Annotated in this window: 17 protein-coding genes; 9 read left to right on the top strand and 8 right to left on the bottom strand. The window is 41.9% G+C overall.

What is annotated here, in order from left to right; genetic code table 11:
• Window positions 1–50: 50 nt before the first annotated feature.
• Window positions 51–1,256, bottom strand: coding sequence for a type II secretion system inner membrane protein GspF (gene gspF / locus AC07E5_RS09425; protein WP_004975948.1), 1,206 nt, complete (start codon window positions 1,254–1,256; stop codon window positions 51–53).
• A gap of 152 nt (window positions 1,257–1,408) precedes the next feature.
• Between gspF and AC07E5_RS09420 the strand changes: the two genes are divergently transcribed.
• The 7 genes from AC07E5_RS09420 to AC07E5_RS09390 all read left to right on the top strand — a co-directional run bounded on the left by AC07E5_RS09420 (window position 1,409) and on the right by AC07E5_RS09390 (window position 8,936).
• Entirely contained in the window at window positions 1,409–3,631 is a 2,223-nt protein-coding gene (locus AC07E5_RS09420; protein WP_004975947.1) for a primosomal protein N', read from the top strand.
• Between the two features lie 72 nt (window positions 3,632–3,703).
• The gene (locus AC07E5_RS09415; RefSeq protein ID WP_154321101.1) at window positions 3,704–5,545 is read left to right on the top strand and encodes a monovalent cation:proton antiporter-2 (CPA2) family protein; all 1,842 of its coding nucleotides are present in this window, start codon (window positions 3,704–3,706) and stop codon (window positions 5,543–5,545) included.
• Between the two features lie 50 nt (window positions 5,546–5,595).
• Window positions 5,596–6,471 (top strand): Hsp33 family molecular chaperone HslO, encoded by an 876-nt coding sequence (gene hslO / locus AC07E5_RS09410; protein WP_004975941.1) that lies wholly within the window; start codon window positions 5,596–5,598, stop codon window positions 6,469–6,471.
• Window positions 6,472–6,729: 258 nt separating this feature from the next.
• Window positions 6,730–7,194, top strand: coding sequence for a DUF2147 domain-containing protein (locus tag AC07E5_RS09405; RefSeq protein ID WP_004975938.1), 465 nt, complete (start codon window positions 6,730–6,732; stop codon window positions 7,192–7,194).
• A 209-nt stretch (window positions 7,195–7,403) separates the two neighbouring features.
• The gene (locus AC07E5_RS09400; protein ID WP_096901331.1) at window positions 7,404–7,865 is read left to right on the top strand and encodes a DUF2147 domain-containing protein; all 462 of its coding nucleotides are present in this window, start codon (window positions 7,404–7,406) and stop codon (window positions 7,863–7,865) included.
• Window positions 7,866–8,246: 381 nt separating this feature from the next.
• Entirely contained in the window at window positions 8,247–8,582 is a 336-nt protein-coding gene (locus AC07E5_RS09395; RefSeq protein ID WP_004975930.1) for a chaperone modulator CbpM, read from the top strand.
• A 90-nt stretch (window positions 8,583–8,672) separates the two neighbouring features.
• Window positions 8,673–8,936 (top strand): HP1242/YdcH family protein, encoded by a 264-nt coding sequence (locus tag AC07E5_RS09390; protein ID WP_131261090.1) that lies wholly within the window; start codon window positions 8,673–8,675, stop codon window positions 8,934–8,936.
• A 286-nt stretch (window positions 8,937–9,222) separates the two neighbouring features.
• Here the strand turns inward: AC07E5_RS09390 and AC07E5_RS09385 are convergent, their stop codons facing one another.
• The 6 genes from AC07E5_RS09385 to AC07E5_RS09360 form a co-directional block, all read right to left on the bottom strand.
• Window positions 9,223–10,461 carry a magnesium transporter CorA family protein gene (locus AC07E5_RS09385; RefSeq protein ID WP_167845736.1) on the bottom strand — a complete coding sequence of 413 codons (1,239 nt, stop codon included), beginning with the start codon at window positions 10,459–10,461 and terminating at the stop codon, window positions 9,223–9,225.
• 223 nt (window positions 10,462–10,684) lie between these two features.
• On the bottom strand, window positions 10,685–12,772 hold the full coding sequence (gene pnp, locus AC07E5_RS09380; RefSeq protein ID WP_171257431.1) for a polyribonucleotide nucleotidyltransferase: 2,088 nt from the start codon (window positions 12,770–12,772) through the stop codon (window positions 10,685–10,687).
• 261 nt (window positions 12,773–13,033) lie between these two features.
• Window positions 13,034–13,303 carry a 30S ribosomal protein S15 gene (gene rpsO / locus AC07E5_RS09375; protein ID WP_004975922.1) on the bottom strand — a complete coding sequence of 90 codons (270 nt, stop codon included), beginning with the start codon at window positions 13,301–13,303 and terminating at the stop codon, window positions 13,034–13,036.
• Window positions 13,304–14,029: 726 nt separating this feature from the next.
• Window positions 14,030–15,772: an exodeoxyribonuclease V subunit alpha gene (recD, locus tag AC07E5_RS09370; RefSeq protein ID WP_498625311.1), complete on the bottom strand. Its 1,743-nt coding sequence runs from the start codon at window positions 15,770–15,772 to the stop codon at window positions 14,030–14,032.
• A 109-nt stretch (window positions 15,773–15,881) separates the two neighbouring features.
• The gene (locus AC07E5_RS09365) at window positions 15,882–19,601 is read right to left on the bottom strand and encodes a UvrD-helicase domain-containing protein (RefSeq protein WP_498625310.1); all 3,720 of its coding nucleotides are present in this window, start codon (window positions 19,599–19,601) and stop codon (window positions 15,882–15,884) included.
• Between the two features lie 44 nt (window positions 19,602–19,645).
• Window positions 19,646–23,386: an exodeoxyribonuclease V subunit gamma gene (locus tag AC07E5_RS09360; protein WP_498625302.1), complete on the bottom strand. Its 3,741-nt coding sequence runs from the start codon at window positions 23,384–23,386 to the stop codon at window positions 19,646–19,648.
• Window positions 23,387–23,622: 236 nt separating this feature from the next.
• Between AC07E5_RS09360 and AC07E5_RS09355 the strand changes: the two genes are divergently transcribed.
• The gene (locus AC07E5_RS09355; protein ID WP_004975913.1) at window positions 23,623–24,132 is read left to right on the top strand and encodes a hypothetical protein; all 510 of its coding nucleotides are present in this window, start codon (window positions 23,623–23,625) and stop codon (window positions 24,130–24,132) included.
• A gap of 65 nt (window positions 24,133–24,197) precedes the next feature.
• Here the strand turns inward: AC07E5_RS09355 and pap are convergent, their stop codons facing one another.
• Window positions 24,198–25,616, bottom strand: coding sequence for a polyphosphate:AMP phosphotransferase (gene pap, locus AC07E5_RS09350; RefSeq protein WP_104852966.1), 1,419 nt, complete (start codon window positions 25,614–25,616; stop codon window positions 24,198–24,200).
• Between the two features lie 246 nt (window positions 25,617–25,862).
• Here pap and AC07E5_RS09345 point away from each other — a divergent pair, with 246 nt between their 5' ends.
• Window positions 25,863–26,567, top strand: coding sequence for a DUF8198 family protein (locus AC07E5_RS09345; protein ID WP_004975910.1), 705 nt, complete (start codon window positions 25,863–25,865; stop codon window positions 26,565–26,567).
• Window positions 26,568–26,622 lie beyond the last annotated feature (55 nt).

Genomic DNA, 26,622 nt, shown 5'->3' with positions numbered 1-26,622 from the left:
ATTCGACATTTATTTTAGATTCTGTTTGAAGAACGATGCTTCAAAACGATTTAAATCATATTGTTCATATTCACAATTGGCAGCATTACCGCAATCACAATCACCAGTACAATACTCGCCATCAGTACCAACATCAACGGTTCTAATAATGCCAACAGGGTAGAAATCAGTGTGGTCACTTCACGGTCTTGCATGTCTGAAGCACGTGACAGCATACGGTCTAACTCGCCCGAGGCTTCACCACTTTTGATCATTTGTACCATCATCGGTGGGAAATAACCACTGCGCTCTAATTGCGTCGCCAAGTTACCACCTTCAGTGACTTTTTCTGCCGCCAAATTGACCGCATCACGAATGACCCAGTTGTTACTGACCGCAGCACCAATATTTAGCGCATCCACCAAAGGCACACCCGACTGAGTCAAAATAGACAAGGTACTGGCAAAACGCGCGGCATTAATCCCACGTGATAATTTTGCAAATAACGGCAACTTTAAGGTTAAACGGTCAAAGGCATAATGCCCTGCGGTGGTGCGTAAAAAACGCACCAACAACAATACCCCCACCACAGAAGCCACCAGTAAAAACGGCCATGCAACACGAATAAAATCACTGGCTTTCATTAATGCCACGGTGATCCACGGCAAGGCATCTTTGCTCTGATCAAAGGTTTTAACAATATCGGGTACGACATAAGTCATTAAACCCATCACAATCGCAAAAGACATCAGCATTAAAATGATGGGATAAATCATCGCCCCTTGAATTTTTTTCTGCATGGCAAAGCGGTTTTCGGTGTAATCTGCCAATTGTTCCAGAATTAAATCCAAATGCCCCGAACGCTCGCCTGCGGCAATGGTGGCAATATATAAGTCTGGAAAACGCCCCGATTGTTGTAAAGCATTGGCCAGTGAATAACCTTCCAAAACTTTGGAACGCACCGACATCAGCAAATTTTGCACATGGGCTTTTTCACTTTGTTTACCCACAGCGCGAACGGCTTCTTCCAAAGGAATCGCAGCAGCCACCAAAACCGATAACTGACGGGTCAGCAAAGCCAAATCATAGGCGGTGATTTTTTTCTGAAACCATTGTTTGCCACTGTGTTTATCTTTTTGTTCAACGGTATCGACACTGACAGGAATCCATTCTTTGTCACGTAATTGCTGACGGATTTGTCGTGCAGAATCACCCTCTAAAACACCTTTTTGCTGCTTCCCTGAAGCGTCAATGGCAGTAAATTGATATGCTGGCATTGTAATGCTCTAATTTTCCAAAATTTCTTGCAACGCAGTTGCGTCTGACCACTAAAATCATTCATATTCTTAGATATAAATTCTGTGCTCACTCTAACACATGCCAAAGTCGAGCACGAAGCCATTTTTCACAGGACGATACGACTTTTTCTATGCCAGATTCCACTTTAGACCCACAGCCTGTTTATCGTATTCGAGTGGCTGTACCCGTATATCTTTACGACTGCTTCGATTATATGCTCAGTGCAGCACAATATCAGCAAGCAGAAGTGGGCGCGCGGGTCTTGGTTTCTTTTGGTCGGCAAAACTTGGTCGGAATTATTGTCGAAAAACTGGCACTCGACACCCCAATTGATCCACGTTTTAAACTCAAAGCCATTAGCGAACTGTTAGATGAGCAAGCGATTTTAGACCCTAAAGTTTTAACTTTGTTGACATGGTCGGCACAATATTATCAATTCCCGATTGGTGAAGTGATGCAAAGTGCCTTACCTAGCTTATTGCGCCAAGCCAAACCCTATAATTTATTGGCACGTACTTGGAAATTGTTGGATGCACATGCCGAAGCTAAAATTACACGCTCAGAAAAACAACAAGAAGCCTATAAAATTTTAAAGCTGCATCCTTCGGGAACTTCTGAAAATATTTTAAATTTGGCAGGCATTGAAACAGCAACCCTAAAAGCCTTGGCGAATAAAGAAATTTGCGCATGTGTTTTGGAAGCCCAAGATTTTAGCCCAATGCCAGTGACTTTGGCGCAAATGCCTTTAACCCCTAATCCAGATCAGAAAAAAGCCATCGACAGCGTACTTAAAGTACGGCAGCAATATAAGGCATTTTTACTGGATGGTTTAACGGGTAGCGGTAAAACTGAAGTGTACTTACACATCATGCATGAGGTACTAAAACAGGGCAAACAAGTGTTGGTGTTAGTACCTGAAATTGGTCTAACGCCACAAACCATTAGCCGTTTCCAATCGCGTTTTCACTGCCACATCGCCCTCTTACATTCAGGTTTAAATGATTCCAAGCGTTTGCAGGCGTGGCAAGCCGCACAAACGGGCAAAGCCTCGATTATTTTAGGTACACGTTCTGCGATTTATACCCCATTGCCAAATTTAGGCTTGATTATTTTAGATGAAGAACACGACCTGTCTTTTAAACAGCAGGAAGGTTTTCGCTACCATGCCCGTGATGTTGCGCTCTATCGTGCCCATCTGGAAAATTGCCCTGTTATTTTAGGTTCGGCAACTCCAAGCATTGACAGCTATGCACTAGTCGATCAAGGCAAAATGCAATGTCTGGAATTAAATCAACGCGCGGGCACGGCACTCATGCCCAAAATCCACCTGATTGATTTAAAAATTGCCAAAAAACAGCACGGTATTAGCCAACAATTGATTGATGAAATCAAAAAACGCTTGGCTAAAAAAGAACAAGTTTTGGTGTTTTTAAACCGACGCGGCTATGCACCCGTATTGATTTGTGAGAGCTGTGCATGGCAAGCCAAATGCCCGAATTGTGATGCCAACTTTACCTTGCATCATCAACCTTATACACATTTGCATTGCCACCACTGCGGTACGATTCATCGTAAACCTGAGCAATGCCCTGCCTGCAACCATGCAGAACTCAAACCAATTGGCATGGGCACTGCCAAAGTCGAAGACAGTTTAAACGAGCTGTTTCCCAATGTAGATGTGATTCGGGTAGATCGTGACTCAACCAGTCGTGTTGGCAGTTGGCAAAAAATTTATGACCGTATTCAACGCAGCGAACCACTGATTTTATTGGGCACGCAAATGCTGGCCAAAGGGCATCATTTTCCGTATGTGACATTGGTGGCAATTTTAGATATTGATTCAGGCTTACTTAGTGTGGATATTCGCGCACCTGAACGCACGGCTCAACTGATTGTGCAAGTGGCGGGACGTGCAGGGCGTGGTGAGCATAAAGGTGATGTTTATTTGCAAAGTGTGCGTCCTGATCATCCACTTCTCACCACATTGGTCGAGGGAGATTACCGCAAGTTCGCCAAACAAAGTTTAAAAGAACGCAAAGCTGCACAATTACCGCCTTATCGTTACAGTGCTTTGATTCGCTGTGAATCTAAAAGTCAGGAATTAAACCAGCAATTTTTACAACAACATGCACAATGGCTTAGAGAACATTCAGAACAATTAATTGAAATTTGGGGGCCGATTCCTGCGCCAATGGAACGTAAAGCAGGACGTTTCCATGCACACATGGTGTTGTTGTCTAAAGATCGGGCACGCTTACATTTTTATATCAGGAACTGGTGGCAAAATATGTTGCATGAAAAGCCATCCAGCATGAAACTAAGTTTAGATATAGATCCGCAAGAATTTAGCTAATACTGTAAATTGAAACTTAGCTGTATCAGCACTTATTTCAATAATCCACCGCTTTAAACTTTGGATGACCACATGTCCTTATTGTTACAAATAACCATTTTTCTAGGCGCTTCATTGGTTTTGGTTCCCTTACTAAAACGCTTTGGTATTGCGACCGTATTGGGCTATTTGTTTACAGGCATTTTGCTAGGGCCTAGCGTATTCAATATTGCCAGCGACCCCGATGATATTCAGGAACTGGCAGAATATGGTGTGGTGTTCCTGATGTTTATTATTGGCTTAGAACTGCGTCCACAACGGCTGTGGGAAATGCGCAAGCCCATTTTTGTTTTGGGTAGTTTACAGGTCGGCATCACGGGTATTCTACTTGCAATCTTGGCTTTTTTTGCCTTACAGCAAGGCATTGCCTCAAGTGTGGTGATAGGTTTTGCACTGGCACTTTCCTCTACAGCCTTTGTGCTACAAATGTTGCAAGAAAAGCAGCAACTCAACAGCAGTTATGGACAACAATCCTTTTCCATTCTGCTGTTTCAAGATATTGCCGCCATTCCTTTAATTGCCATCATTCCCATGTTAGCAGGTGCAGAATCGACTCATCATGGCATTGCTTATTTTGCTGCAATCATGGCGACCTTTAGCGGTTTGTTCTTATTTAGCCGTTATCTCATGCGTCCATTTTTTCGTTTTGTGGCTAAAAGTGGCGCACATGAACTGATCACTGCTGTCGGTTTATTCATTGTACTTGGCGTGGTCAGCATTATGGATGTGCTGGGCATTAGCACCACCTTAGGTGCATTTTTAACAGGCGTATTGTTGGCAGATTCCGAATTTAGACATGAGTTAGAAGCCAGTATTGCCCCATTCAAAGGCTTATTGCTAGGCTTATTTTTTATGACCGTCGGGATGAGCACCGAACTGGCAATCTTAATGAATACCCCTTGGCTGATTGTAGGCGGTGCATTGCTGCTCCTGCTCATCAAACTGATTAGCCTCACGGCCATTGCCCGTTATTTCCAATATTCTTGGCGCAATAGTTTGTTGTTGGCGACTTGCTTGGCACAAGGCGGTGAGTTTGCCTTTGTGGTGCTCAGTGTCGCACAAAGTGAAAGTGTGCTCAGCCAGGCCATGCTGCAACCACTGACCTTAATTGTGACTTTGTCGATGGTGTTGACCCCAATTTTATATTGGTTGATGAGCAGTCAAATTATTCCTCGCTTAGAACGTGAAAAATCGCCTGAATATGACGAAATTCCCGATACACATCACCCCATGATTATTGCGGGTTTTGGTCGTTTTGGACAAATTATTGCCCGTGTGGCGTACTTGCAGCATCTGCACTTTACTGCCATCGACAGCAATATGGATAAAATTGATTTTGTGCGGAATTACGGCGGTAAAGTCTATTATGGCGATGCCACTCAACCTGAAATTTTACGTGCCGCAGGCATCGAGCATGCCAAAATCTTTATTCTAGCCATTGATGATATTGAAGACTCAATGAACGTGGCACGGCATATTCGCCTGAATTATCCAGCGCTAAAATTACTGGTACGCGCTCGTGATCGTCATCATGTGCACTTATTGCGCGATTTAGGCGTTACCTATATTTGGCGTGAAACGTATTTATCCTCTTTAGGCATGGCCTATCAGGCTTTGCGCGATTTGGGCATTAATGAAAAAGATGCCTATAAAAGCATTGAGTTGTTCCGTGATTATGATGAACAACTCTTGGCACAACAGCAGCACATTTATACCGATGAACAAAAAGTATATGAAACCCATCGTAACGCTTTGGCAGAACTGGAACACCTGTTTGAAAGTGATGCACAAAACCGTGAAATGCCCTTGGGTGTCGATTTAAAACGCGGCTTGCATAGCAGTCATATTGATGTAACACGTGATGCAGCAAACTGACTTGTGTTTTACAATATTGCCACCATTAAAACAGGGTTATGGAGAATTTTATGTCTGATTTACGCCAACGCTTTTTTATTGAAGATAGCCCTGTTCGTGGTGAAGTAGTTCATCTCGAAGAAGCTTTGCAAACCATTTTGAAACAACGTGATTATGTGCCTGCGGTACAAGTGTTGTTGGGAGAAATGCTTTGCGCCACTGCCCTACTGGCCAGTACCCTAAAAATTAAAGGGCGCATTAGCTTACAAATTCAGGCATCTGGCACATTTAAATGGGCCATGGCGGAATGTAACCACTTGGGTGAAGTGCGTGCGTTGGCAGACTACGAACAAGACCCGCGCTTTTTAAGCGCTGAAGACAGCAGTACCGTCCTGAAAAGTTTGGTCAGTCCTGTACTGTTTATTAATATCGAGCCTGAATTTGGTGAGCGTTATCAAGGTATTGTGCCTTTGGACAAAGCCAATTTAGCTGAATGTTTAATGCAGTATTACGACTTATCGGCACAAATTCCAACTCGTATTGTGTTGGCAAGCAATGCCGAACGTGCGGGCGGTTTGCTGATTCAATTGTTGCCGCGTAACAGTGAAGAAGAACAACAACGGGTCGATGAAGATTTATGGCCGCGTGTGACCATGCTGACTGAAACCTTAAAAGCGGAAGAATTGACTGATTTAGACGTCAATGAAATTTTGTACCGTTTATACAATGAAGAACAAGTGCGTTTGCCTGAAGTGGAAGCCTTACGTTTTGGTTGCACTTGCTCCAAAGAGCGCTGTGCCAATGCCTTAATGCAAATTGGTGTTGCTGCGGTACGTGAAACTTTGGAACATCAGAACCCTATTACTATGGATTGTCAATTCTGCAGCACACAATATAGCTTTAGTGCCGAAGAAGCCTTAGGTTTATTTGGAGAACATCTCAGTTAAATGGCATGGTGAATACCATGATTAATATGTGATGCAATGCTGAAAATTCATCAAAAATGAGCAGTACATTCTGCTCATTTTTTATTTACGTGATGACCATCGTCAAAACCTATTATTTTATTACTTTTCATGTGATTAATTTCACAAAACTTTCATGCAATTACTAGAAAATACCGCGTAAATTGGGTATAAATAATCCCATATTTTTTTTATGCCTTTATATATTTTAGGCTGCTTCTTCTCTGGGATATTGATTTTATGAACACCCTGTTCTTTTCTCGTTTAGCATTCATCAGCGCGATTTGCTGTTCAAGTTTAGCTTATGCAGCCAATGCAGACCCACTTTTGGGCAAATGGAAAACATTAGACTACCGCACAGGTTTTTCATTGTCTGACGTAGTCATGAGTAAAGATAAACAAGGTGCGTATGCCGCTACGATTATAGAACTACGTGCGGTTCCTGGCGCACCGCGTTTGGAAAATTGCACACTCTGTACGGGTAAAAATAAAGATAAGCCACTGTTAGGTTTTGTGCCATTAAGTCACTTAAAAGCTACGCCAAGCAATCAAATTGAATTTTATGAAGGTGACTATTTAGACCCACGCACAGGTAAACAATATAAAACTCGTGCACGTTTAAGCAGCAATGGCAAACATTTAACCCTTTATAATGTAGACCTTGCCACCAATGCCAGCCGCAAAATGACGTGGGTGAAATACTGATTTTATTCCTCACCAATGCGATAAAAGCTGTGTTCTGCACACTTTTATCGGAATGATTAGATTTAAATTACCAACTCCATAACACTTATATCTTTTCCTGCCTGACATCTCACACTGCTCAATTTGCTTGTTTATTACATTCTTGCTATAAAACCCGAAATAGAATTTTTACTCTATTTTTTAAAATAACAATTTTGGGGATGCTGTTCATGAAAATAAATTTCAGAGGGATTTTTGCGGGTTTCGTTTTAACAACCCTCTCAAGTGTTGGCTTTGCAGAAAGCGATCTACTGGTCGGTAAATGGAAAACCATTGATGATCGCACAGGTTATTCACGTGCCGATGTCGAAATTCGCAAAAAGCCAGATGGCACTTATGAAGGCATTATCGTGGAAACCCGTAATATTCCGGGTGCAGAAAAAATGGTGATTTGTAGCAATTGTCCAGGTAACTTAAAGAACAAGCCTTTTATTGGCTTGCCATTTATTTGGGGCTTTAAACAAGATACCAAAAACCCACGTGAATTTAACCAAGGCCATGTTTTAGACCCTATTGGCGGTAAAGTTTATAAAGGCAAAGCACGTTTAAGCGCTAACGGTAAGCGCCTTACCTTACGTGGCTATGTGGGTGTTTCGGTGATTGGTCGCAGCGTGACTTGGGTAAAATACTAATTTTAAAAGCTAAAACATTGATTTACAGGGTTCTTTTTAAGAACCCTTTTTATTACCAAATTTTGAAACAATCCTTTTAAACACCATACGACCGTTCAATCCAAAATATTGAAATAAAGGATGGCATTGAATAAAAAATAGACTAATATCTATAAGACATCTATACGCACAAGCCAAATTGACACATCAATATAACAGGCGTGAGCACAGCAAAGGGTTGGCTGAATTTCACCAAAGGAATACAAATAAAAGATTCTATTACAGCGTACACAGGCTAAATTAAAGAGAATCACTTATTGGATATCCACCAATTATTGATGTAAAGCAATCCCTCATTTCAGGCGAGCCAACTCGTTTGAATTCGATCAGAAGGAGTATGCCATGACCACTATTTTATATCGTGAAATCACTTCAGACGGACAGCACACAGAAATTATTGAAGAATTTACCCAGTTAGATTTAAAAAAATTTGCCGAAGCGTGTGGGCAAAGCCCTGAATGGGTCTTACAACTTTTAGAATATGACATCCTGCCTTCCCGCCCTGCCGAACGTATCCACCAATTTTTTGGTGAAGATGTCAGCCGTGCACGCCAAGCCTATCGGTTGCAACGTGATTTTGATGCCAGTTTTTCAGCTGTCGCCATGATGCTTGACCTGATTGATGAAGTGCAAAAATTACGTAAAGAAGTTAAACATCTGAATTTTCAACATAGTTAATCCTCACGCTCTAGTTGTGTGATTCATCACCTTGCTAGAGCGTTTTTCTTTCTATGCCCGTAAATTTTTTTGATGAGAATGATCTACACAATGAAAACTAAAGACTGCAACAAGAAGATTAAAAATATGTTTCCTGAGTTTCGTGATTTAATTCAGGGATTACGCGACAGCAATCCACATTTTTCAAAAATTTTTGAAGATCACGAACAGCTAGACCGTGAAATTAGCCAGTTAGAGCTTGATCCTGTGCATCAGATTAATGATGACATTGAAGCGCTGAAACGCAAAAAATTAAGACTGAAAGATGAAATGTATCACTTGCTGCTTAAAGCGCAAAATGATCAATTAGCTTAAAAGCTCATACAAGTCTAAACCGTACATCTAAATGCAATGATATGCAGGACACAGCAAGAAAAGGCAAAAAGCAAAAAAGATGGCGTATTCAAGTCTGAAAACAGCATTCAAAAAACTGCCATCTTGAGCTAAGTGTCTGCCTATCTGGTTCAATCTGTGGATAAGCTTATCAGTCCTATGGATAACTTTTGAGGTCTGTGGACAACTTTTATCAACGAATTATCTTGTGACATATATTGGATGTGGAACTCAATTTATCACCACATCTGCAAGTCTATCTTCTGGATTATTTAATTTTAGTCAGTTTTTCGACTTCTTTAATGGTGCCTTTCACGGTTTGCTTAATGGGTTCATAGTCTAAAAACCAAAATAAATTCATGGTTTGGTCATTATGTTGCTGTGCCAACATATCAATCACACTTTTTTCACCCAGACCGACAAGGTGCCTACGATAAAAATAATACAGCAACAACAAAGTAGTCATCACCATTACCCCAAGCATGATCCAAAAGGCCTGTGCGTGTTTCAGCCCTGGCATAAACTCAAAGTTCATACCATACACCCCTGTAAATAAAGTCAAAGGTGCAAAAACTGCGGTAATGATGGCTAAAATCCGCATGTTTTCATTGGTCTGGTTGGCAATAGCAGAAAAATGCAGATCAATTGCGGTTTGCACTGCAGAGCGTAAGCGAATGGTATGCTTTTGAATTCGTTCAATGTGACTGGTCAAATCATCCAAACGTACCAAAATAATATCCTGCCGTTCACTACGTTTTTTGCCACGTAAATGTGGGTAGTTATCGACAATTTCATCACGCAATTCCTGCAAGGCTTCTATTTGCTCTTCACATAAATTTTCAACTTGCTGAAACGCCATATTTTCTTGCAGCAATTGATGCCAACGGGTAAAACGACGATGTCCCTGCAACAACTCTTGTTGCCAATATTCCACACGGCGGGTTAGCGGCATGCGAATATCCAAGTAATCATCCGCTACCAAATTCAGTAAACGCAACGTTAAATCTAATGGTGTTGCTGCCAGTTTGCGTGCTTTATTCTGTTCTTCAATCGGGCGTTGTACCGCTGCTTCCACACGTGACAAATAGCTTTCCATGACTTTATTGCCCTGTTCCCGCACACTAATCAAAATCTGCGGTGTCATAATAAAGCTCATCGGCGTAGTGGCCAGTCCAAAAATCCGTTCATGTTTCTCCCCGACTTGTTGCCCTGTTGCAATACGGTCTTCGGGTGTGATCAGTTTACGGAAAATCAATAAGTCATAATCATCTAAAGTATCAAACGCACATGGATGCTCTATATTTAAAATATCGCGCACATGATATTCATTGAGCGATAATTGACTGTACTGAAAAATCTCTTGTTGCCACTGTTCTGCACGGTTAAGCACATCATCACGGGTGCAATCAATCCAGATAAATTCAGGCTCAAGCCCTTCAATTGGCTGTTTTTGCACATAAATATTGGTTTTATGATTGGTATGCAGATAAAAATAATAACTTTGCATAGAACGGGCACTCTATTTCAGTTTTCTTGTACGGTTTTTTGAGATTTTAAGATGTACTCAGTTTAAGCATGGATCAGGCTTCTTTTCAAATACATGCTGTAATTTATGCCGCTTTTCATACAACAAAGATGGTTTGTACGATGCAACAAAATTTTTAGCATAAAAAAACCCGCATTCAGATTGAATACGGGTTTTTTGACCATTTCAGATCATCAACACAGCATTACGCTTGTTCGATATCTTTCATAGTTAATTTGATACGACCACGGTTGTCTACATCAGCAACCTGTACTTTCACTTCCTGACCTTCTTTCAACACGTCTGCAACGTTGGCAATACGCTCATTTGAAATTTGAGAAATGTGAAGTAAACCGTCAGTACCCGGAAGGATATTTACGAACGCACCGAATTCAACAATACGGATTACTTTACCTGTGTAAATTGTACCCGGCTCGATTTCAGCAGTTAAAGCCTGAATTTTTGCAACAGCAGCTTGTGCAGCAGCTTTGGTTTCACCAAATACGCGCACTGTACCGTTGTCTTCAATATCAATTGCCGCTTTAGTTTCTTCAGTAATTTGGCGGATGGTAGCACCACCTTTACCAATCACGTCACGAATCTTGTCTGGGTTGATGTTAATCACTTGGAAAGTTGGTGCATGCATTGAAATTTCTGGACGCGCACGTGAAATCACTTGGTTCATTGCATTTAAGATATGCATACGACCTGCATAAGCTTGGTTTAATGCAACTTCCATGATTTCTTCAGTGATGCCTTCAATCTTGATGTCCATTTGCAATGCAGTAATACCGTTGGCAGAACCCGCAACTTTAAAGTCCATGTCGCCAAGGTGGTCTTCATCACCCAAAATGTCAGAAAGTACCGCGAAACGCTCGCCTTCTTTCACTAAGCCCATTGCGATACCCGCAACTGGTGCTTTCAATGGAACACCTGCATCCATAAGTGATAACGATGCACCACAAACAGACGCCATAGAAGATGAACCGTTTGATTCAGTGATGTCCGATACGATACGAATCACATACGGGAAGCGATCTGCTGCAGGAAGAACTGCTTGCACACCACGACGTGCCAAACGACCATGACCAATTTCACGACGTTTAGGGCCAGATTCACGACCTGTTTCACCTACTGAATATGCAGGGAAGTTGTAGTGCAACATGAAGTTGTCAGTTTTAGTACCCGATAAGGTATCAACCATCAAGGCATCACGTGTATTACCTAAAGTAGTGGTAACCAAAGCCTGAGTTTCACCACGGGTAAACAATGCAGAACCGTGCGCACGGTCTAGAACGCCAACCTGTACGTCAAGCGCACGAACGGTTTTGGTGTCACGACCATCAATACGTGGTTTACCAGACAAGATGTTGTCACGTACGGTACGGTATTTAAGATCTTCAAAGAGTTCGTTCAAGTCATCTGCAATGCCAGTTTCGTCATTTTCAGGAACGAATTGCGCAACTGCTTCTGCTTGAAGTGCATCTAATGCAGCATAACGGTCTTGTTTGATCGCAATGGTGTACGCTTCAGAAATTTTTGCTTCAAACGCTTCTTTTAGTTTTGCACGAAGGTCTTCGTTTTTCTCTGGAGCAGTCCAAGTTGACTCAGTTGCACCTGCAGCCGCAGCAAATTCTTTGATCGCTTGAATCGCGATTTGCATTTCGTCATGACCGTAAAGCACTGCGCCTAACATTTGGTCTTCTGAAAGTTCTTTTGCTTCAGATTCAACCATCAATACAGCAGATTCTGTACCTGCAACCACAAGGTCAAGGTCAGATTGCGCCATTTGTTCAAAGTTCGGGTTAAGCACGTATTCGCCGTTGATTAAACCCACACGCGCCGCACCAATTGGGCCACGGAACGGTGTACCTGCAATTGCAAGTGCAGCAGACGTACCTAACATTGCAGCAATGTCAGCTTCCATGGTTTTGTCAGAAGATACAACAGTCGCAGTAACTTGAATTTCGTTGTAGTAACCTTCTGGGAACAACGGACGAATTGGACGGTCAATTAAACGTGAAATTAAAGTTTCTGCTTCAGAAGCACGGCCTTCACGCTTACCATAACCACCTGGGATACGACCTGCAGCATATTGTTTTTCTTGATAGTTAACAGTCAGTGGGAAGAAATCTTGACCCGCTTTTGCTGTTGGTTGAGCAACCACTGCAACCAATACAGTCACGCCACCCATAGTAATCATTACCGTGTTGGCTTGACGCGCTACACGACCAGTTTCAAGTACAACTTGGTGCTGACCAAATTGGAATTCTTTACGAATAATATTAAACATCGACATGTTTTATTTTTTCCTAGTTCTTGTGAACAATTATTCTCGTGGAGACCCCTAAGGTTTGGCATTCACAATACAATTGTTTAGGTAAATGACAAAGCTTAGAAGCCGACCTCACTCGAATGAAACACGATTTTTAAACACAAAGAAGGAGCGAATCATTCGCCCCTTCCACTGATCTAGCCAAGGCTAGATATACTTTAGTTTTCAGTAATACAGCATTCAACATGCAATAGTCCGAAAATAAAAGCTTAAATCGAATTAACGACGTAAACCTAAAGCAGCAATCAATGCGCTGTAACGAGTCACATCTTTGCCTTTAAGGTAGTCAAGTAACTTACGACGTTGGTTAACCATACGGATTAGACCGCGACGGCTATGGTGGTCGTGTTTGTGCTCTTTGAAGTGACCTTGTAAGTCATTGATTTGAGCAGTTAAAAGCGCTACTTGAACTTCTGGTGAACCAGTGTCGTTTTCAGCACGAGCAAATTTAGCGATGATCTCTGCGCGATCTGCGTTTGTTAAAGCCATTCGATTTCTCCGAGATGCTTAATAAAAAGATTTGATACCGATCAATTGATTGCTCAATTGACTGCCGTGCATCACTACAGCAAGGGCATTATTTTAAGGCAAAAACGTGCCGATTGCAAAACAGAACGACAAACAAGCACTTTTAATTTTGAGATGTACCAATAAAAGTATGATTTATGCTAAGGGTNACTGGAATATTTTGCCGTTAAAATAAAACAGCCCGAGCATAGCTCGGGCTGTTTTTTGCGCTGTAGTTTCTTGTCTTATTATTCTTATTGTCTTGTTTATTGTGGTTATTTGCGCGTTTTCGCGTCTTATTCTCTGAACATTCCTGTTCTTGCTTTCACGTCCTTGTGTGGTAGATTTTGCCACAATACTAAAGTGAAAGAAGTCGTATTTCTCGTATCTGTTTGTAAGCTTTTTCTTACAACAGGTAAGCATTGTCAGCATTTTGCAAATCACCCAAACTTACAGGCATAAAAAAGCCCTGTAGTCTCTCCCAAAACTACAAGGCTTAGCGGCTGTAAGTTTCCTCTTCTCACTCACGTCCTGTCAGTTCGCTGTCTTTCGACATTTATCGTTATTATTCTGCGATTATGCTCAACTATCCCTATTGAGCTTTTTATGTGAAGTCATCTTCTCAAAAAGATCTTGAAATCTCTATGCGCAAATTTCTCGAATCAATGTAAGCCATTTCGTACAAAACCATCTCTTATTCAGTTTTACTTAACAATCCAAAGCGTCATTAATTCTGGCTAATAAACCACTGCTGCGACGGGTACGAATCATCAAAGCTTGCTGCAAAGCTTGCGTATCCACCAACAAACTTACGACTTTTTTAGCACGGGTAATGGCAGTGTAGATCAGCTCCTTACTCAGCAAGTTTTTTGCCGCAGCATCCAACACCACAGCTGTATGAGTAAATTCAGAACCTTGCGATTTATGAATAGTAAGTACAAATGCGGTTTCAATATTTTTAGGTAAGCGTGTTGCAGGCACCCACTTATTTAAACTTGGAAAATATACTTCAAACTGGCGCTGATCATTCTGCTCTCGCATAAAACAGATGCCAATATCACCATTCGACAACCCCAGTTGATAATCGTTATAGGTCATCATGACGGGGCGTCCTGCATACCAATCGCCATGTTTGGTTTGTTTTAACTGTTGCAACAAGCGTTTTTCAATCTGCAAATTCAGTTGTTGTAAACCCAAATGACCATGACGAATTGCGGTTAAAATACGGTAATCATCAAATACATTCACCACATTCTCAACATGCGCTTGAAATGCTGTACTTGATTGTTCCAAGCCCAAAGTATGTGCTTTTAATACCGCTACATAAGCCTGATAACCATACATCAGCTGATCATAATAATGCGCTAAATTTTCCGCTGAAATTTGCCCATTTTGCTGAGGTAAATATTGCAGTTGTAGGGCATCTATTTCGACTTGCTTAAATTGAATTGGCTTTAATTCACCTGCTGCCACGACTTGCTGTTCAAACTCAGCCAAAACCTGTGCAGGAGAATGTTCTTGCTGAATAAACTTCGCCATTGCGCCAATTTTTGCACCTTCAGCAAAACGACGTGTGGTCACTAAATTGACACGGTTATTTGCGAGTTCAGACACTTGCTGTAAATCGGCCAATACTGTACCGACATCGACTGAAGCCAATTGATTGGCATCGCCCAACAGAATTAAACGTGCCTGCGCAGGAATGGCAGCCAATAACATCTGTGACAGGCTTAAATCCAGCATCGACGCTTCATCGACCACAATCACGTCATAAGGTAGAGGTTGTTTAGCGTGAAAACGTGGCTTGCCTGTATTGCCTAAGCCCAATAAACGATGCAAAGTCACGGGTCGTAATTGACGTAAAGCATCGACATTAAACATTTGTAAAGCTTGACTATTCAAGGCATTTTGCAAAGCTTCATCCATCCGCTGTGCCGCTTTGCCTGTTGGTGCAGCCATCGCAATCCGAATATTTGGCAAAGCTTGATTAAGCACCGCAACAATATGCGCCAAAGTATAGGTTTTTCCTGTACCTGGCCCACCAGTGATAATACTTAAACTTTGAGTTGCCGCAGTCTGTAACGCTTTTTGCTGCTGTGGATCTTGCAATAAATTAAGCTGTTCGGCTTGTAATTCAAAGGACAAAGGCGGCTGCGCCTGAATCCGTAAAATATCGCTAGCAACCTGATGTTCCAGTTTCCAGTAGCGATACAAATACAAACGCTGCCCATCAAATACAAACGGTGCAATTTGTGGATCAGGATTTAAAGCGCTACGCTGCAAGTTCATGTACAAATGTTGCAATGCCGCCACTTGTTCTGCGGTTGCAGGAATACAGCTATCCCCTTGCTGAATAGCATCGAGTACCTGTTGCATCAAAATTTGCGCTGAAGCATCAAAAGTGACATTGCTAAATGGCGGCTGACATAGGTAATCCATCCACGCCTGCATTGGCGTTTGAGCTGAATTTAAGTGAATATGCTTGTTTTCCACACAGTTATCCTCAAAGTTATCCACAGGATAAGCAATTGTTTTATTAAGTCGATAAGCTGACTTAGCGTTATTTTTTAAGTTCAAAGTAACCCAATATTTGATCTAGTTGCAGAATAAATTCCGCATCTGGCCGCCAATGACAAACCCCTTGCCCTGCTTGCCCCTGCATACCACGCAAATACAAATAACTGGCTCCACCCAAATGTTGCCGAATATCATAATCTTGCAAACGACTGCCCAAATAACGGTGCAACGCCACCAAATACAAGGCCGCTTGTAACCAATAACTCGATTGGGTCATGTTGTGTTCAAGGTTGGTTTTTTCATAATCGCGCTGATCGGCACCCAAATAATTACTCTTATAGTCGGCAATGTGATAACACTGCCCATCAAAATAAACCAAGTCAATTGAGCCTGTCAGATAACGCGCAGTAGCGGCTTCATTTAAATCTTGAATAGGATGTCCCGCATCTTCAAACAATTGCTGAATTGCTTGAATAAATAAGCGCTGATCTGCCAACGCCAAATAGAATGGAAACTCTGATAAATAATGTGCAGTAGATAAGGCGGAAAGCTGGAAAGTATCGTGCAAAGGAGTATTCAACACATCCTTCAGCCACTCGGTCATGTGCGCAAAAATATCTGCTTCCTGCACAGTCGCGCTGCCTTTGGCAGTGTCGAGTTTTGCAATCAAATCTACCAATAACACATCTGAATTAAACTCTTTGTCGTTATGAAAACGGCGTTTGACTTCTTCAAAAATGTCATCATGACTGGCTTGAAAGTCGATATATTCAAAGAGTTTATGTAAAAAACTCCCCGCTTGAGTACCACGCTGAAAATTAGCTTTGATCCATGCAATCGGTTGAGCCACCTGTACAATTTCCTGTTCCGCTTCGACAGGTTCCTGATTGATTTCATCGGCAGCGGCAGCCTGCTCCTCGCTTGCCAATGCCAAAGTATCGCTACGCATGGCGGCAGGTAAATGTTGTGCCAAGCCACTAAAACTGGTTTTGGTTCGTGGATAAAAGCGACGCTGCGGAAAATCTGCGGCTTCAATCTTAATTTCTTGCACTTGTTCGAGTTGTAATGCTGCCGCCAATTGTGTCAGAGGTGCTTCATCACAGCTCCACGCTGCTGCAATTTCTGCTGAACTTGGCGCTTGTAAACGCCAAACATTTAAACCAGCGGATTTTGGTGCAGCCTCTTTTTTACCTTCTTTTGCAGGCGTAGGCTGTTTTAGCATCGCATAGACCCGATAACTAGCACGGGTGAGTGCCACATACCAAAGCCGATTCAACTCTGCCAAACGGCGCTCACTGTGCTGCTGCATTGCTGTGGCATCTATGTCTTTATGTTTAATGGCAATGATACGTTGCTCAATGCCTTGCTCTTCCTGCGTTGCAAACACCAAAGCAGACTTGTCAGATTTGGGCGGCTGATCTGCCGACATCAAAAAGACCACTTTAAACTCCAAGCCTTTGGACTGGTGAATGGTCATCAATTTCACGCCTGCCGCATTAGAAAGTTTTCGTTCAATTTCCCAATCGCGTTTGGCAGGTGATTCAACTTGCTGTAAATACCAGTAATACAGCATGTAAGCCCCTTGATGGCGTTCACTTTGACGACTCAGCAATTCGGTTAAATGGCGTAAATTCACCACATGCCGTTCATTGTCAAAACTGCGTTTTGCCACCAAATTTTCCCAAATTTTAAATAAGTTCAGGCAGTAATTCCATGCGGTTAAAAAGCCTTTATTGACCCACATTTCCCGAATGCAGTCGAAGTCATAAATAAACTGACCTAACCCCTGTTGCTCAAGTTCAATCAACTGTTGCAAGTTATAACCCAATAAACGTGTCAGTAAGGCACGCTTGACCTTGGCTTCATCATAAGGATGTAAAATTGCAGTTAAAATTGCCGCCACATCTTTGGCTAAAAAGCCTGTAAAAACACTGCGCTGACTACTTCTATTGACCTGAATTCCAATCCGTTCAAGCTCGTATTGGGCTTGATCAAGCTTTTGATGACTGGTCGATAAAATGGCAATATCATCGGCTTGTAAAGCGACTTTGCCTGAAGAGTGATCAAAATATAAATCGCCTGCAATGCCTTGATTTAATAACTCGCGAATTTTTCGTGCAATTTGAATGGACTCATCCTGATCATGTTCCACCGTTACCCAACGCAGCGGTGCGGGATTGGCCTGTTGCCGATCCATTAAGGCAGGATGAGGACGTGAACCTGCAATGACAGGATCATAAATCACTTTTTCACCAAAAGCGGGTTGGCGTTGAAATAACTCATCCACCACACTGACCAGCTCTTTCACTGAACGATGATTTTGTCTGAGCGAGTAAATGCGACCTTGTTTTTTCAGCACATCATCGCGGGCATTGTTATAGGTCAGCATATCACCACCGCGGAAACCATAAATCGCCTGCTTAGGATCGCCCACCATAATCATACAACCACGCGCATACCACTTTGGATTGCGCCAAATTTGTGCCAGCATGTCATCTTGATCTTGGTTGGTATCCTGAAATTCATCCACCAAAATCAGTGGATAACGCGTATGCACAAACTGTGCAAAACGCTGCCCACGTTCTCCCTGCAAAGCTTCAGCTAAACTGCGAATTTGTTGGGCAAAAGTGGTTTCCCCTTTTTGCTGTAAAAGTTGCGGTAAACGCTGTTTGACGTGTTGTACCAAATAGAATTTTAAATTGGTCTCCACCAATTCAATTTGATGCTCAAAATTAAGTTTGGCATCCACCACTGCTTTGATTTTTCGGATCACAGGATGATCAAAAAAAGCATCTTGCACCTCTTGCGTACATGGTGCTTTCGCTTTGTTAAAAATTGATTTTCTGAGCTTACCGTCTTGGTTCAAATATAGTGCAAAGACCGCATTAAACAATGCGGCAAGATGTGAATTAAAATAATGTTCTAAAGGGCTGTGCTTAATTTTTTCAATCAGTTTTGGCAAAGTCACTGTAAATAGTGGCTGCAACCCCTTCTTATCACTCCCCGCGACATAATGGGAAAAATTAAAGCTATATTCACCATCATAATATTCTTTTAATTCTTCAATTTGCGTCATGGTGATACTGGCTAAATTCTGCAACGCCTCTGCTAAATCCTGAACCTCCAACTGTGCCTGATCTATGCCTTGAATCTCTGCCGATGCAAAATTCAAACTGGTATTGACCAGACCCTCATAATCGGCTGCCGATTTCAACCGCCCACATAACAGCATATAGTCCACAACATGCTGAGGCTGCGCCTGAATCCATTCTCGCAGCACATCATGCACCAATTGTTCGGTATAGACCGATGCTTGGTCAGTAATATTGGCGCGCTCAATTTTGCCGCTTTCAAAGGAGAATTCACGCAATAATTTTTGGCTAAAGCTATCCAGCGTTCCGACAAATAATTCATCGAGTTGTGCAATCACCAAGTTCAAACGTGAACTGGCATAGTCCAGTTTTAAGCGATATTCCTGCAGAACATTTTTGAGTAAAGGATCTTGTAGTTGTGCAATTTTCTCTGCAAGGGCGCGTTGATCTAAAGACTGATTTAAACACTGGTCGATATATTGTTGGGTTTCAAGCAAGCGTGCACGAATACGACTTTTTAGCTCGGCTGCGGCGGCACGGGTAAATGTGGTCGCAATCACTTGATTAGGCAAATAATCTTTCAGGAAAATCCGCACCATCAAACTAGATAAAGTATAGGTTTTTCCTGTACCTGCCGATGCTTCAATCCAATGCAAGCCTTTAAATTGCATCTCTTGAATTGGGTCATAACAAATTGGGAATAGGCTAGATGAGTTCACGCAGATTCCCCTTGTTTTTGAAGATTTTTCGCAGATTCATAATTTTCAATGATGGGCTGATACAGTCGATGGCTATATTGCTGAAATGCCTCAATCAACAACGGTTCAGTTTCACTGTCTTGAAAAATAAATGACCAGTCTGGGTGATTTTTCTCACTTTCATCAATAAAGCTCCTCCTAGCACCGTCATGCCAATGTTTTACGAAGCTTTCCATGTTCAAAACCTGATCGGACTGAGCTTCATCCCATTGGATTTCAAATTCTTTTTTATCTTTCATTTTTAAAACTAAAGCCGCAGGCAATAACACAGGATATTGCTGTGCGTGTTTCCAGAACTCAAACCACTGGGCTAAATACTCGTGTGCTTGCTGTGCATTGATATTGGCAAAATGAATCACCGCATCTTTACACACCACAATCCGCTCTAAATCTTGATGTTCTGTGTTCTGATAGGCCACCCAAAACAAATATTCCAACCACACTTCGGCATATTTTCTTGGTCTGGCACTCGCTGCCACCACGCTACACCAAAGCTTTGTCGGCTGTTCAGGCACTTGAATACGGATATGCAGATGCGGATTCATTTTCCAAAGCTGTTGCGTTGTTGTGGTTGCCTCGTCTGCAAATTGCTGGAGTGTGTCACGTAAATATTGCTGTTCTTGCAGTCCCGTTTGAAACGTGGCATTTAAGGTTTTACCCACAGGCAAGGTATCTTGCAACAAGCTTTCTGCATCTTGCTCGCCATGTTGCAGTAAAAAATCACGCACACTATATTTTTCCAAGCCATTTAAAATAAGCGGCTCGTGGTTCATTGCAGCAGTGTCGGATTGTAAATTTTCGACCCCAATCGCTTTTAAATAGGCACGCGCAGGGAAACACACATCTCGAATCCATTGCATACTGTCGAGTACCACCACGTCTTGTGGCAATAATGGATATTCACCAAACCATGCTTCGCGTGGTGTGGTTTCTTGCTGCATTTGTTTGGCAACCCGATACCATTGATCTTTAAAGCGAACTTCACGGCTTTCGGCAAAACGCAGTTGATCAAAAGGTTGCAAACTATGTAAGTGATAAAGAGATTTCAATTGTGCGGGAATCTCGACACCATTCAAATTTAAGCGTGAATCGCTAGCTTCATCGGGATGTTTCACAATCAACTCCAAATGCTGCACAAATTCCTGCACCAGCACGGATGGATCGCGCACCTCGCCATCACTGACATCAAAACCGTTATAAAATAACCAAACACTGTCTTGCGCCAACAATAAACTATCTAAAAATGCCCCTTGATTATCCTCAATGCGTGAACGATCTCCCAGTTGTGGTTTTAATAATTGCATCAAATCAAAAGCCAATTGCTGGTCACGACTTGGGAACACGCCATTGTCCAAATTCAGCATCACAATCAGCTTATACGGCAGTGGACGAATTGCACCAATTTGGCTAAAGGTAATGGCGCCCGATGGACTGGCTTGTTCGAGTTGGGTTTCGAGCTGGGCTGAAATTTCTTGCAGAATATAATCCAGCGGTAAGCTTAAATGACGCAAATCTTGACCCGACTGCACATCAAAATAACTGGCTAAGGTCAGCATACGGTCATGTTTTTGCACCAAACTAAACACCGATGCCAACACATCTACCCCTGCATCCTGAAACTCACTCAGGTCTTGCATCAGTTGTTTAAGCCAATATTCCACCGTTTTGGCTTGCCCCAATTCATGCTGAATTAGCCAATCACGGCGCTGTGCAAAATCCTGATAAATTTGAACCAGTTTAAAAATCAATTCAAAATCGCTACTTTGCACATCGGCATAACTTAAAGTGTGCTGAACCACGCAATGCTCTGGCACTGCAACGCCCAAAGCCAAACGATCTAAAGCAAACTTTAAGCTGAACCGATAATCTTGATCATCTGCACTCAGGCTGCGTTTTAAATGCTCGGCATCTAAACCACGTTTAAAACCTGCATTGGCCAACAACTCATTCATGCGCTCAATATTGTTTAAATTCAAGGCATAACGCTGTTGTGTGGCAGCTAAACTCAACCAGTCACCAAACTCCTCAAAGCTAAAACGTCCTTGTACCAACGCTATACGCCCAACCACCGCACGCCAAGCATTGTGAATATCTAAAGAGCTGATACCTGCTATTTGAATAGGCAAATACACACTATCTTGACTGAGTTGATGCCCTAAAGTAGCTTGATTCTGCTGTGCTTTTTGTTGTCCTTTCTGATAGAGATCACGCTCACTTGGCGGTGCAGCAAATACGCTGCGAATTAAAGACTCTTGTTCTTTGAGTTTCGGACTCAATACCAAAATATCACTGGCTTGGCGGCTGTCATCTTGTCCTAGCCATGCAATTAAACGATCTTTGAGTACCTCAAGCTGACGTAAACTTGAATGACACACATGAATTTGCAATGACTCATCGGCAGGATCTAAGTCATACGCCTGCGCGACTGGCTCAACCAAATTCAATACATCCGATTGAATTTTACCCAGTAAATGCTGCGGCTCTTCTTCAGGGAAAAGATCATACCACTCGCCTTCATCACCACTTGACAACGCCGCCAATAAAGAAAAGTGATCACGTGCCTGTTTACCAAAGCGTGTCAGCAAAGGATGATGTGACTCGCGCATATCGGCATTAAATTCGCCATTATATTTTTTGATATATGCAGCAATATCATCATCACTTACGGTTTTATTTTGACTTTCCATCTCACGAATAAAACGACTTTTGATTCGCGCATCCATGTTTAATTTCCACTTAGGATCGACCATGTCTGCCCAATATTCTTGCGATGGGTTGTAATGCAGAATAAAAATATCCATATACTGCGCCAAACGGCGGATAAACAGCAACTGACTTGGCGGCAAATCCAATAAGGTAAAAATCACCAACTGTTTGGGTAATTTGTTAATACACGAATTTGGATTTTCAGGCTCGCCCAAAGCTTGCCAAAATTGCAGATCAATCTCCTGCATTTTTTCAAAATCTGCATGAAAAATATGCAACCACAACCAACTTTGCCATTGCTCTAATTCTTCGGCTTGCTCTTGAGTAAATGCGGCTATTTCCAATGCCGCTTGTTTTTCTTCTTCGCTCTCAAAGTTTTTAGGGATATAAATTTGCTGCTTTAAGTTCAGGCGTTTCTGTTGTCCCCAAACCGCTAACCAATTGCTTTGACATTGGCAGACACCCTCGCAGCCTTTTTGGCAAAAACCACGATAAACCATGTAATTGCTAAATAAACGTGAAACTTTATCTGCCACCCAATACAGCATGTTTTGCTTTTTGAGCTGCTTTTCTAAACCCTGTGACAATTGCTCTGCGCTGTCATAAATTCGCTGAATCAAACGATGTAAAGCATGCTCGGCAGGAAGTGGGTTTTGTTCGTGTTGTATCCACGGTTGTAAGTCATAAAACACACGCCATTGCATCACAATACGCGGAATATTTGCCTGACGCACCCGATCTTTATCGTCTAAAACTGCCTGATAAGCGGCCCATTGAAAGGCACGAATACGATGATGAAATTCAGTATTGGCACTAATGCCTTTTTGCTCGGCTATTTTTTCCGTCAGCCACTTTTCTACTGCCACTGAAGGCACAATAAAATGCTGGGTTTGTAGCACCTGAAGCGGATTCGATGTCGGTTGACGTATGGTTTTCAGCATTTCATTGACTAAAACTTCTATACGTTGGCTTTGTATGACATGAATCGCCATAAGGTATCCTTTAATTTATTTTGAATAAGAATGTATTAAATGTACTAGAAGGCCGTTGATCTATCATTTGCCTCAAGCACAACAAAAGAATAAAGATTATTGGCTATACACTTACAACGGTGTATGCCACTTTACAAGCATACTTTTATTGCCTACTTTATTCAAAAAGTGCTTTGAATAAAGTGGTTTAATTTACCAAACAGCATACGATTATCCGCCATTTTAAGGTTGTATTTATGATAAAAAGAGAGACAATTCCAGACAGTATTGATCCAAGCCTAGACTTGGAAATGATTCGTGCAGAATGCCTAGAACTGGTCAAAAAACGTGCCTATTTTTCTGCAGGTGCAGCCGTCATTCCTGTGCCGTTCTTAGACGTTGTCATTGATGTGGGCATCTTGTCGCAACTGATTCCAGAAATTAATGCACGTTTTGGCTTATCTCCTGAGCAAGTCAGCGTGTATGATCCTGAAACCCGAAAAGTCCACTGGAGCGAATTGCGTAAACGCGGTGTGGAATTTTCAGGCTTAGTCGTGGCGCGTACTGCAGTAAAAAAATCCCTGAATAATGTCGCAGCCAAGTACATCACCAAACAAGTCACCAAGTTTATTCCATTGGGTGGACAAATGGTGGCAGCAGGTTTGGGTTATTTTATTATGAAAAAAATTGCCGAAACGCATGTTGAAGAAAGCTATAAACTGGCAAAAAGCATTCAGCTTAAACAAGCCAAAGTTGTGAATGCTTAATTTTTAAACTAAACAGACTCAAATTCAGCTAACTTAACACGCAGTCTTTGCATCCTCGAGGCAGATTATTCTGCCTTGAGTTGTTTCAAGATGGTTCTTAAAATTTCCAAACGTGCTGCATTTTTGTCATTACTCGGAATGATGTGCCACGGTGCATATTCGGTACTGGTACGTTGCAGCATATCTGCCGCTGCCACCAAATAATCATCCCAACGGCTACGGTTGCGCCAGTCTTCATCTGTAATTTTAAAACGCTTATGTGCGGTTTCCTGACGTGCTTTAAAACGCAGCTCCTGCTCATCTTTACTAATGGCTAACCAAAATTTGATGACGACAGTTTGATGATCATTTAAGTCTTTTTCAAAACGGTTGATTTCGTCATAAGAACGCTGCCATTCCAGTGGGCTAATCAAACCTTCTACACGTTCTACCAATACCCGCCCATACCAAGAACGGTCAAAAATATTGATTTTTTCTTCAGGCAGAATTTTCGTCCAAAAACGCCACAAATAAGGACGACTGATTTCAAAGGCTTCAGGTGCACTAATGGTGTAAATTTCGTATTCACGCGGATCCAGTTTTTTTACAATCCGTTTAATCGCGCCGCCTTTGCCTGCTGCGTCCATTCCTTCAAAAACAATGCTGACATTACGGTTATCTAAACGCAGTGCATCTGCCACTTTTTTCGTGAGTTTCTTTAACTCTGCTTTATAGTCATCCTCATTGACCGATTCAGATACAGGATTAAGCAAAACTTCTGGAATTTCTGCAGCTTGCCAAGTGATGCCCGAACTGGTCGGATGCACAGGACAATGCTCTAAAGCACGTAAAATATGCTGTGCAAATTGTTGATCGCGGATGGTTTCATCTTCGCAATCAATCATAATCCAGTCATCGGTAAAGCGTTGGCGCAGCTTTTGCAAGCTGTCATATTGCTTTTTATTGCGCCAATCCAAGCCGTGCAATTTATGCCAATGCACTTCGCTCGGTTCCATATCATCTAGTCGTTTTTGTAGTGATTTCCACGATAAATCGAACCAGATTTTAATGACATCCACATGGTTATTTTTTAAGTCTTCTTCATAGGCACGCATTTTTTCGACATAGTTATCAAACATGGTGTCATCAATTTGTTTAGACACATGCATGGCTGTGCTTAATAAGTCACTATACCAATTGCCAAACATCACCATAATTTGACCTTCGGCAGGAATAAAACGTGCATAAGGCTGCCAAAGTGTCTGTTTGGGATTAAACGGGTGCGGCGCATCGGCTTTTACCCTTAAATAACGCGGATCGACCCATTCTCTTAATTGTTTAACCGATTCACCCTTACCCGCCAATTCAATGCCGCTCACTAAAATCAGCAAACTTTTGGCATTTTTTTCACCTTTGGTATTTTTTAAAGCATATTGGGCTTCAATTAGCTCGACTGAAAGTTGTTCTTCTTCCATGAGTTTAAATTCAGTATGTGCTTGTGACATCATCTACCCTATTGTTGTGTTATTTAAGCTCTGCTGATCATTCGTCTATATTTACGATATTAGAATGAGCGACAGACTTTGATCAGTATACGAATATCGACCCATTTTTTAACAACTTTTCGCGTATTTTTGTAGATTAATCTCACACACTGACCTTTGCCGTTTGGAATTCTGTGTAATTTGTCATAGCGACGAGATCAAACTCACATTAAGATTTGCCCATTCAACTCAATAATGAGACACCCTATGTCTAAACTTGCTGCTTTAGATGAGCTGTTAGAACTGTATTATCAATTTAAATATCATAAAAATCCTATGCTTTTTCAACGCTTACAAGATGTTCAAGCATGGCAAAAACAGCGTATGCAACGCACCCATGCCACACAGTTTGCCGAAAAGCACAATGTCTTGATGGCTGAATATTTTTTAAACCGCTTATATGGCGGTCCAGATTTTGACGCTTTGGCAGGTCAAATTGCTCGCCTACTGAAATATGCACACAAAGCTGAAAAAATCATCCCTGAAAATGCAATCAAAACAGGGACTTCTGGGGTAAGTCTGGCGATTTTGGCAGTGCAGTTAGATGAACAAGTCGCGATACAATTGCTACAGGACTATCCTGAAAATATGCCTTTAAATGATGAGATGATGCGTCTGACTTATTTAAAGCTCGATCAGGGCGAAGCACGCTTAAAACAATTAAATATGTTGGATGAACTGGGTAAAAACCTAGATAAATATATGCGCTCTTTTGTGGTCTATACCGCTTTTAAAATGTGTAAAGGCGCGGCGCAAAAATACAGTTTTCAAATTATGTATGAGTTTATGCAAGATGGCTTTTTAGCCATGAAACCATTAAAGTCTGCAGAGAAATTTGTGAAGCAATTTACTACCACAGAACGGGAAATTATTGCCAAAGTACATGCAGGTGATTTACATCCATTTTCATAATCCCAATGTGTGAAATAACCAACACTTATTCAGCACACTTACGCTATCTTTGGTT

This window comes from Acinetobacter seohaensis, from assembly GCF_056431365.1.
This window is presented reverse-complemented; position numbering and strand designations above follow the sequence as displayed.

Coding starts and splice junctions, on each gene's coding strand:
- rpsO (WP_004975922.1), bottom strand. CDS start 13,303: ATGGCTTTAACAAACGCAGATCGCGCAGAGATCATCGCTAAATTTGCT.
- AC07E5_RS09360 (WP_498625302.1), bottom strand. CDS start 23,386: ATGGCGATTCATGTCATACAAAGCCAACGTATAGAAGTTTTAGTCAAT.
- AC07E5_RS09390 (WP_131261090.1), top strand. CDS start 8,673: ATGAAAACTAAAGACTGCAACAAGAAGATTAAAAATATGTTTCCTGAG.
- AC07E5_RS09345 (WP_004975910.1), top strand. CDS start 25,863: ATGTCTAAACTTGCTGCTTTAGATGAGCTGTTAGAACTGTATTATCAA.
- AC07E5_RS09395 (WP_004975930.1), top strand. CDS start 8,247: ATGACCACTATTTTATATCGTGAAATCACTTCAGACGGACAGCACACA.
- pnp (WP_171257431.1), bottom strand. CDS start 12,772: ATGTTTAATATTATTCGTAAAGAATTCCAATTTGGTCAGCACCAAGTT.
- AC07E5_RS09405 (WP_004975938.1), top strand. CDS start 6,730: ATGAACACCCTGTTCTTTTCTCGTTTAGCATTCATCAGCGCGATTTGC.
- AC07E5_RS09365 (WP_498625310.1), bottom strand. CDS start 19,601: ATGCAATTTAAAGGCTTGCATTGGATTGAAGCATCGGCAGGTACAGGA.
- AC07E5_RS09415 (WP_154321101.1), top strand. CDS start 3,704: ATGTCCTTATTGTTACAAATAACCATTTTTCTAGGCGCTTCATTGGTT.
- AC07E5_RS09355 (WP_004975913.1), top strand. CDS start 23,623: ATGATAAAAAGAGAGACAATTCCAGACAGTATTGATCCAAGCCTAGAC.
- AC07E5_RS09385 (WP_167845736.1), bottom strand. CDS start 10,461: ATGCAAAGTTATTATTTTTATCTGCATACCAATCATAAAACCAATATT.
- AC07E5_RS09420 (WP_004975947.1), top strand. CDS start 1,409: ATGCCAGATTCCACTTTAGACCCACAGCCTGTTTATCGTATTCGAGTG.
- hslO (WP_004975941.1), top strand. CDS start 5,596: ATGTCTGATTTACGCCAACGCTTTTTTATTGAAGATAGCCCTGTTCGT.
- recD (WP_498625311.1), bottom strand. CDS start 15,772: ATGCAGGCGTGGATGGATTACCTATGTCAGCCGCCATTTAGCAATGTC.
- AC07E5_RS09400 (WP_096901331.1), top strand. CDS start 7,404: ATGAAAATAAATTTCAGAGGGATTTTTGCGGGTTTCGTTTTAACAACC.
- gspF (WP_004975948.1), bottom strand. CDS start 1,256: ATGCCAGCATATCAATTTACTGCCATTGACGCTTCAGGGAAGCAGCAA.
- pap (WP_104852966.1), bottom strand. CDS start 25,616: ATGTCACAAGCACATACTGAATTTAAACTCATGGAAGAAGAACAACTT.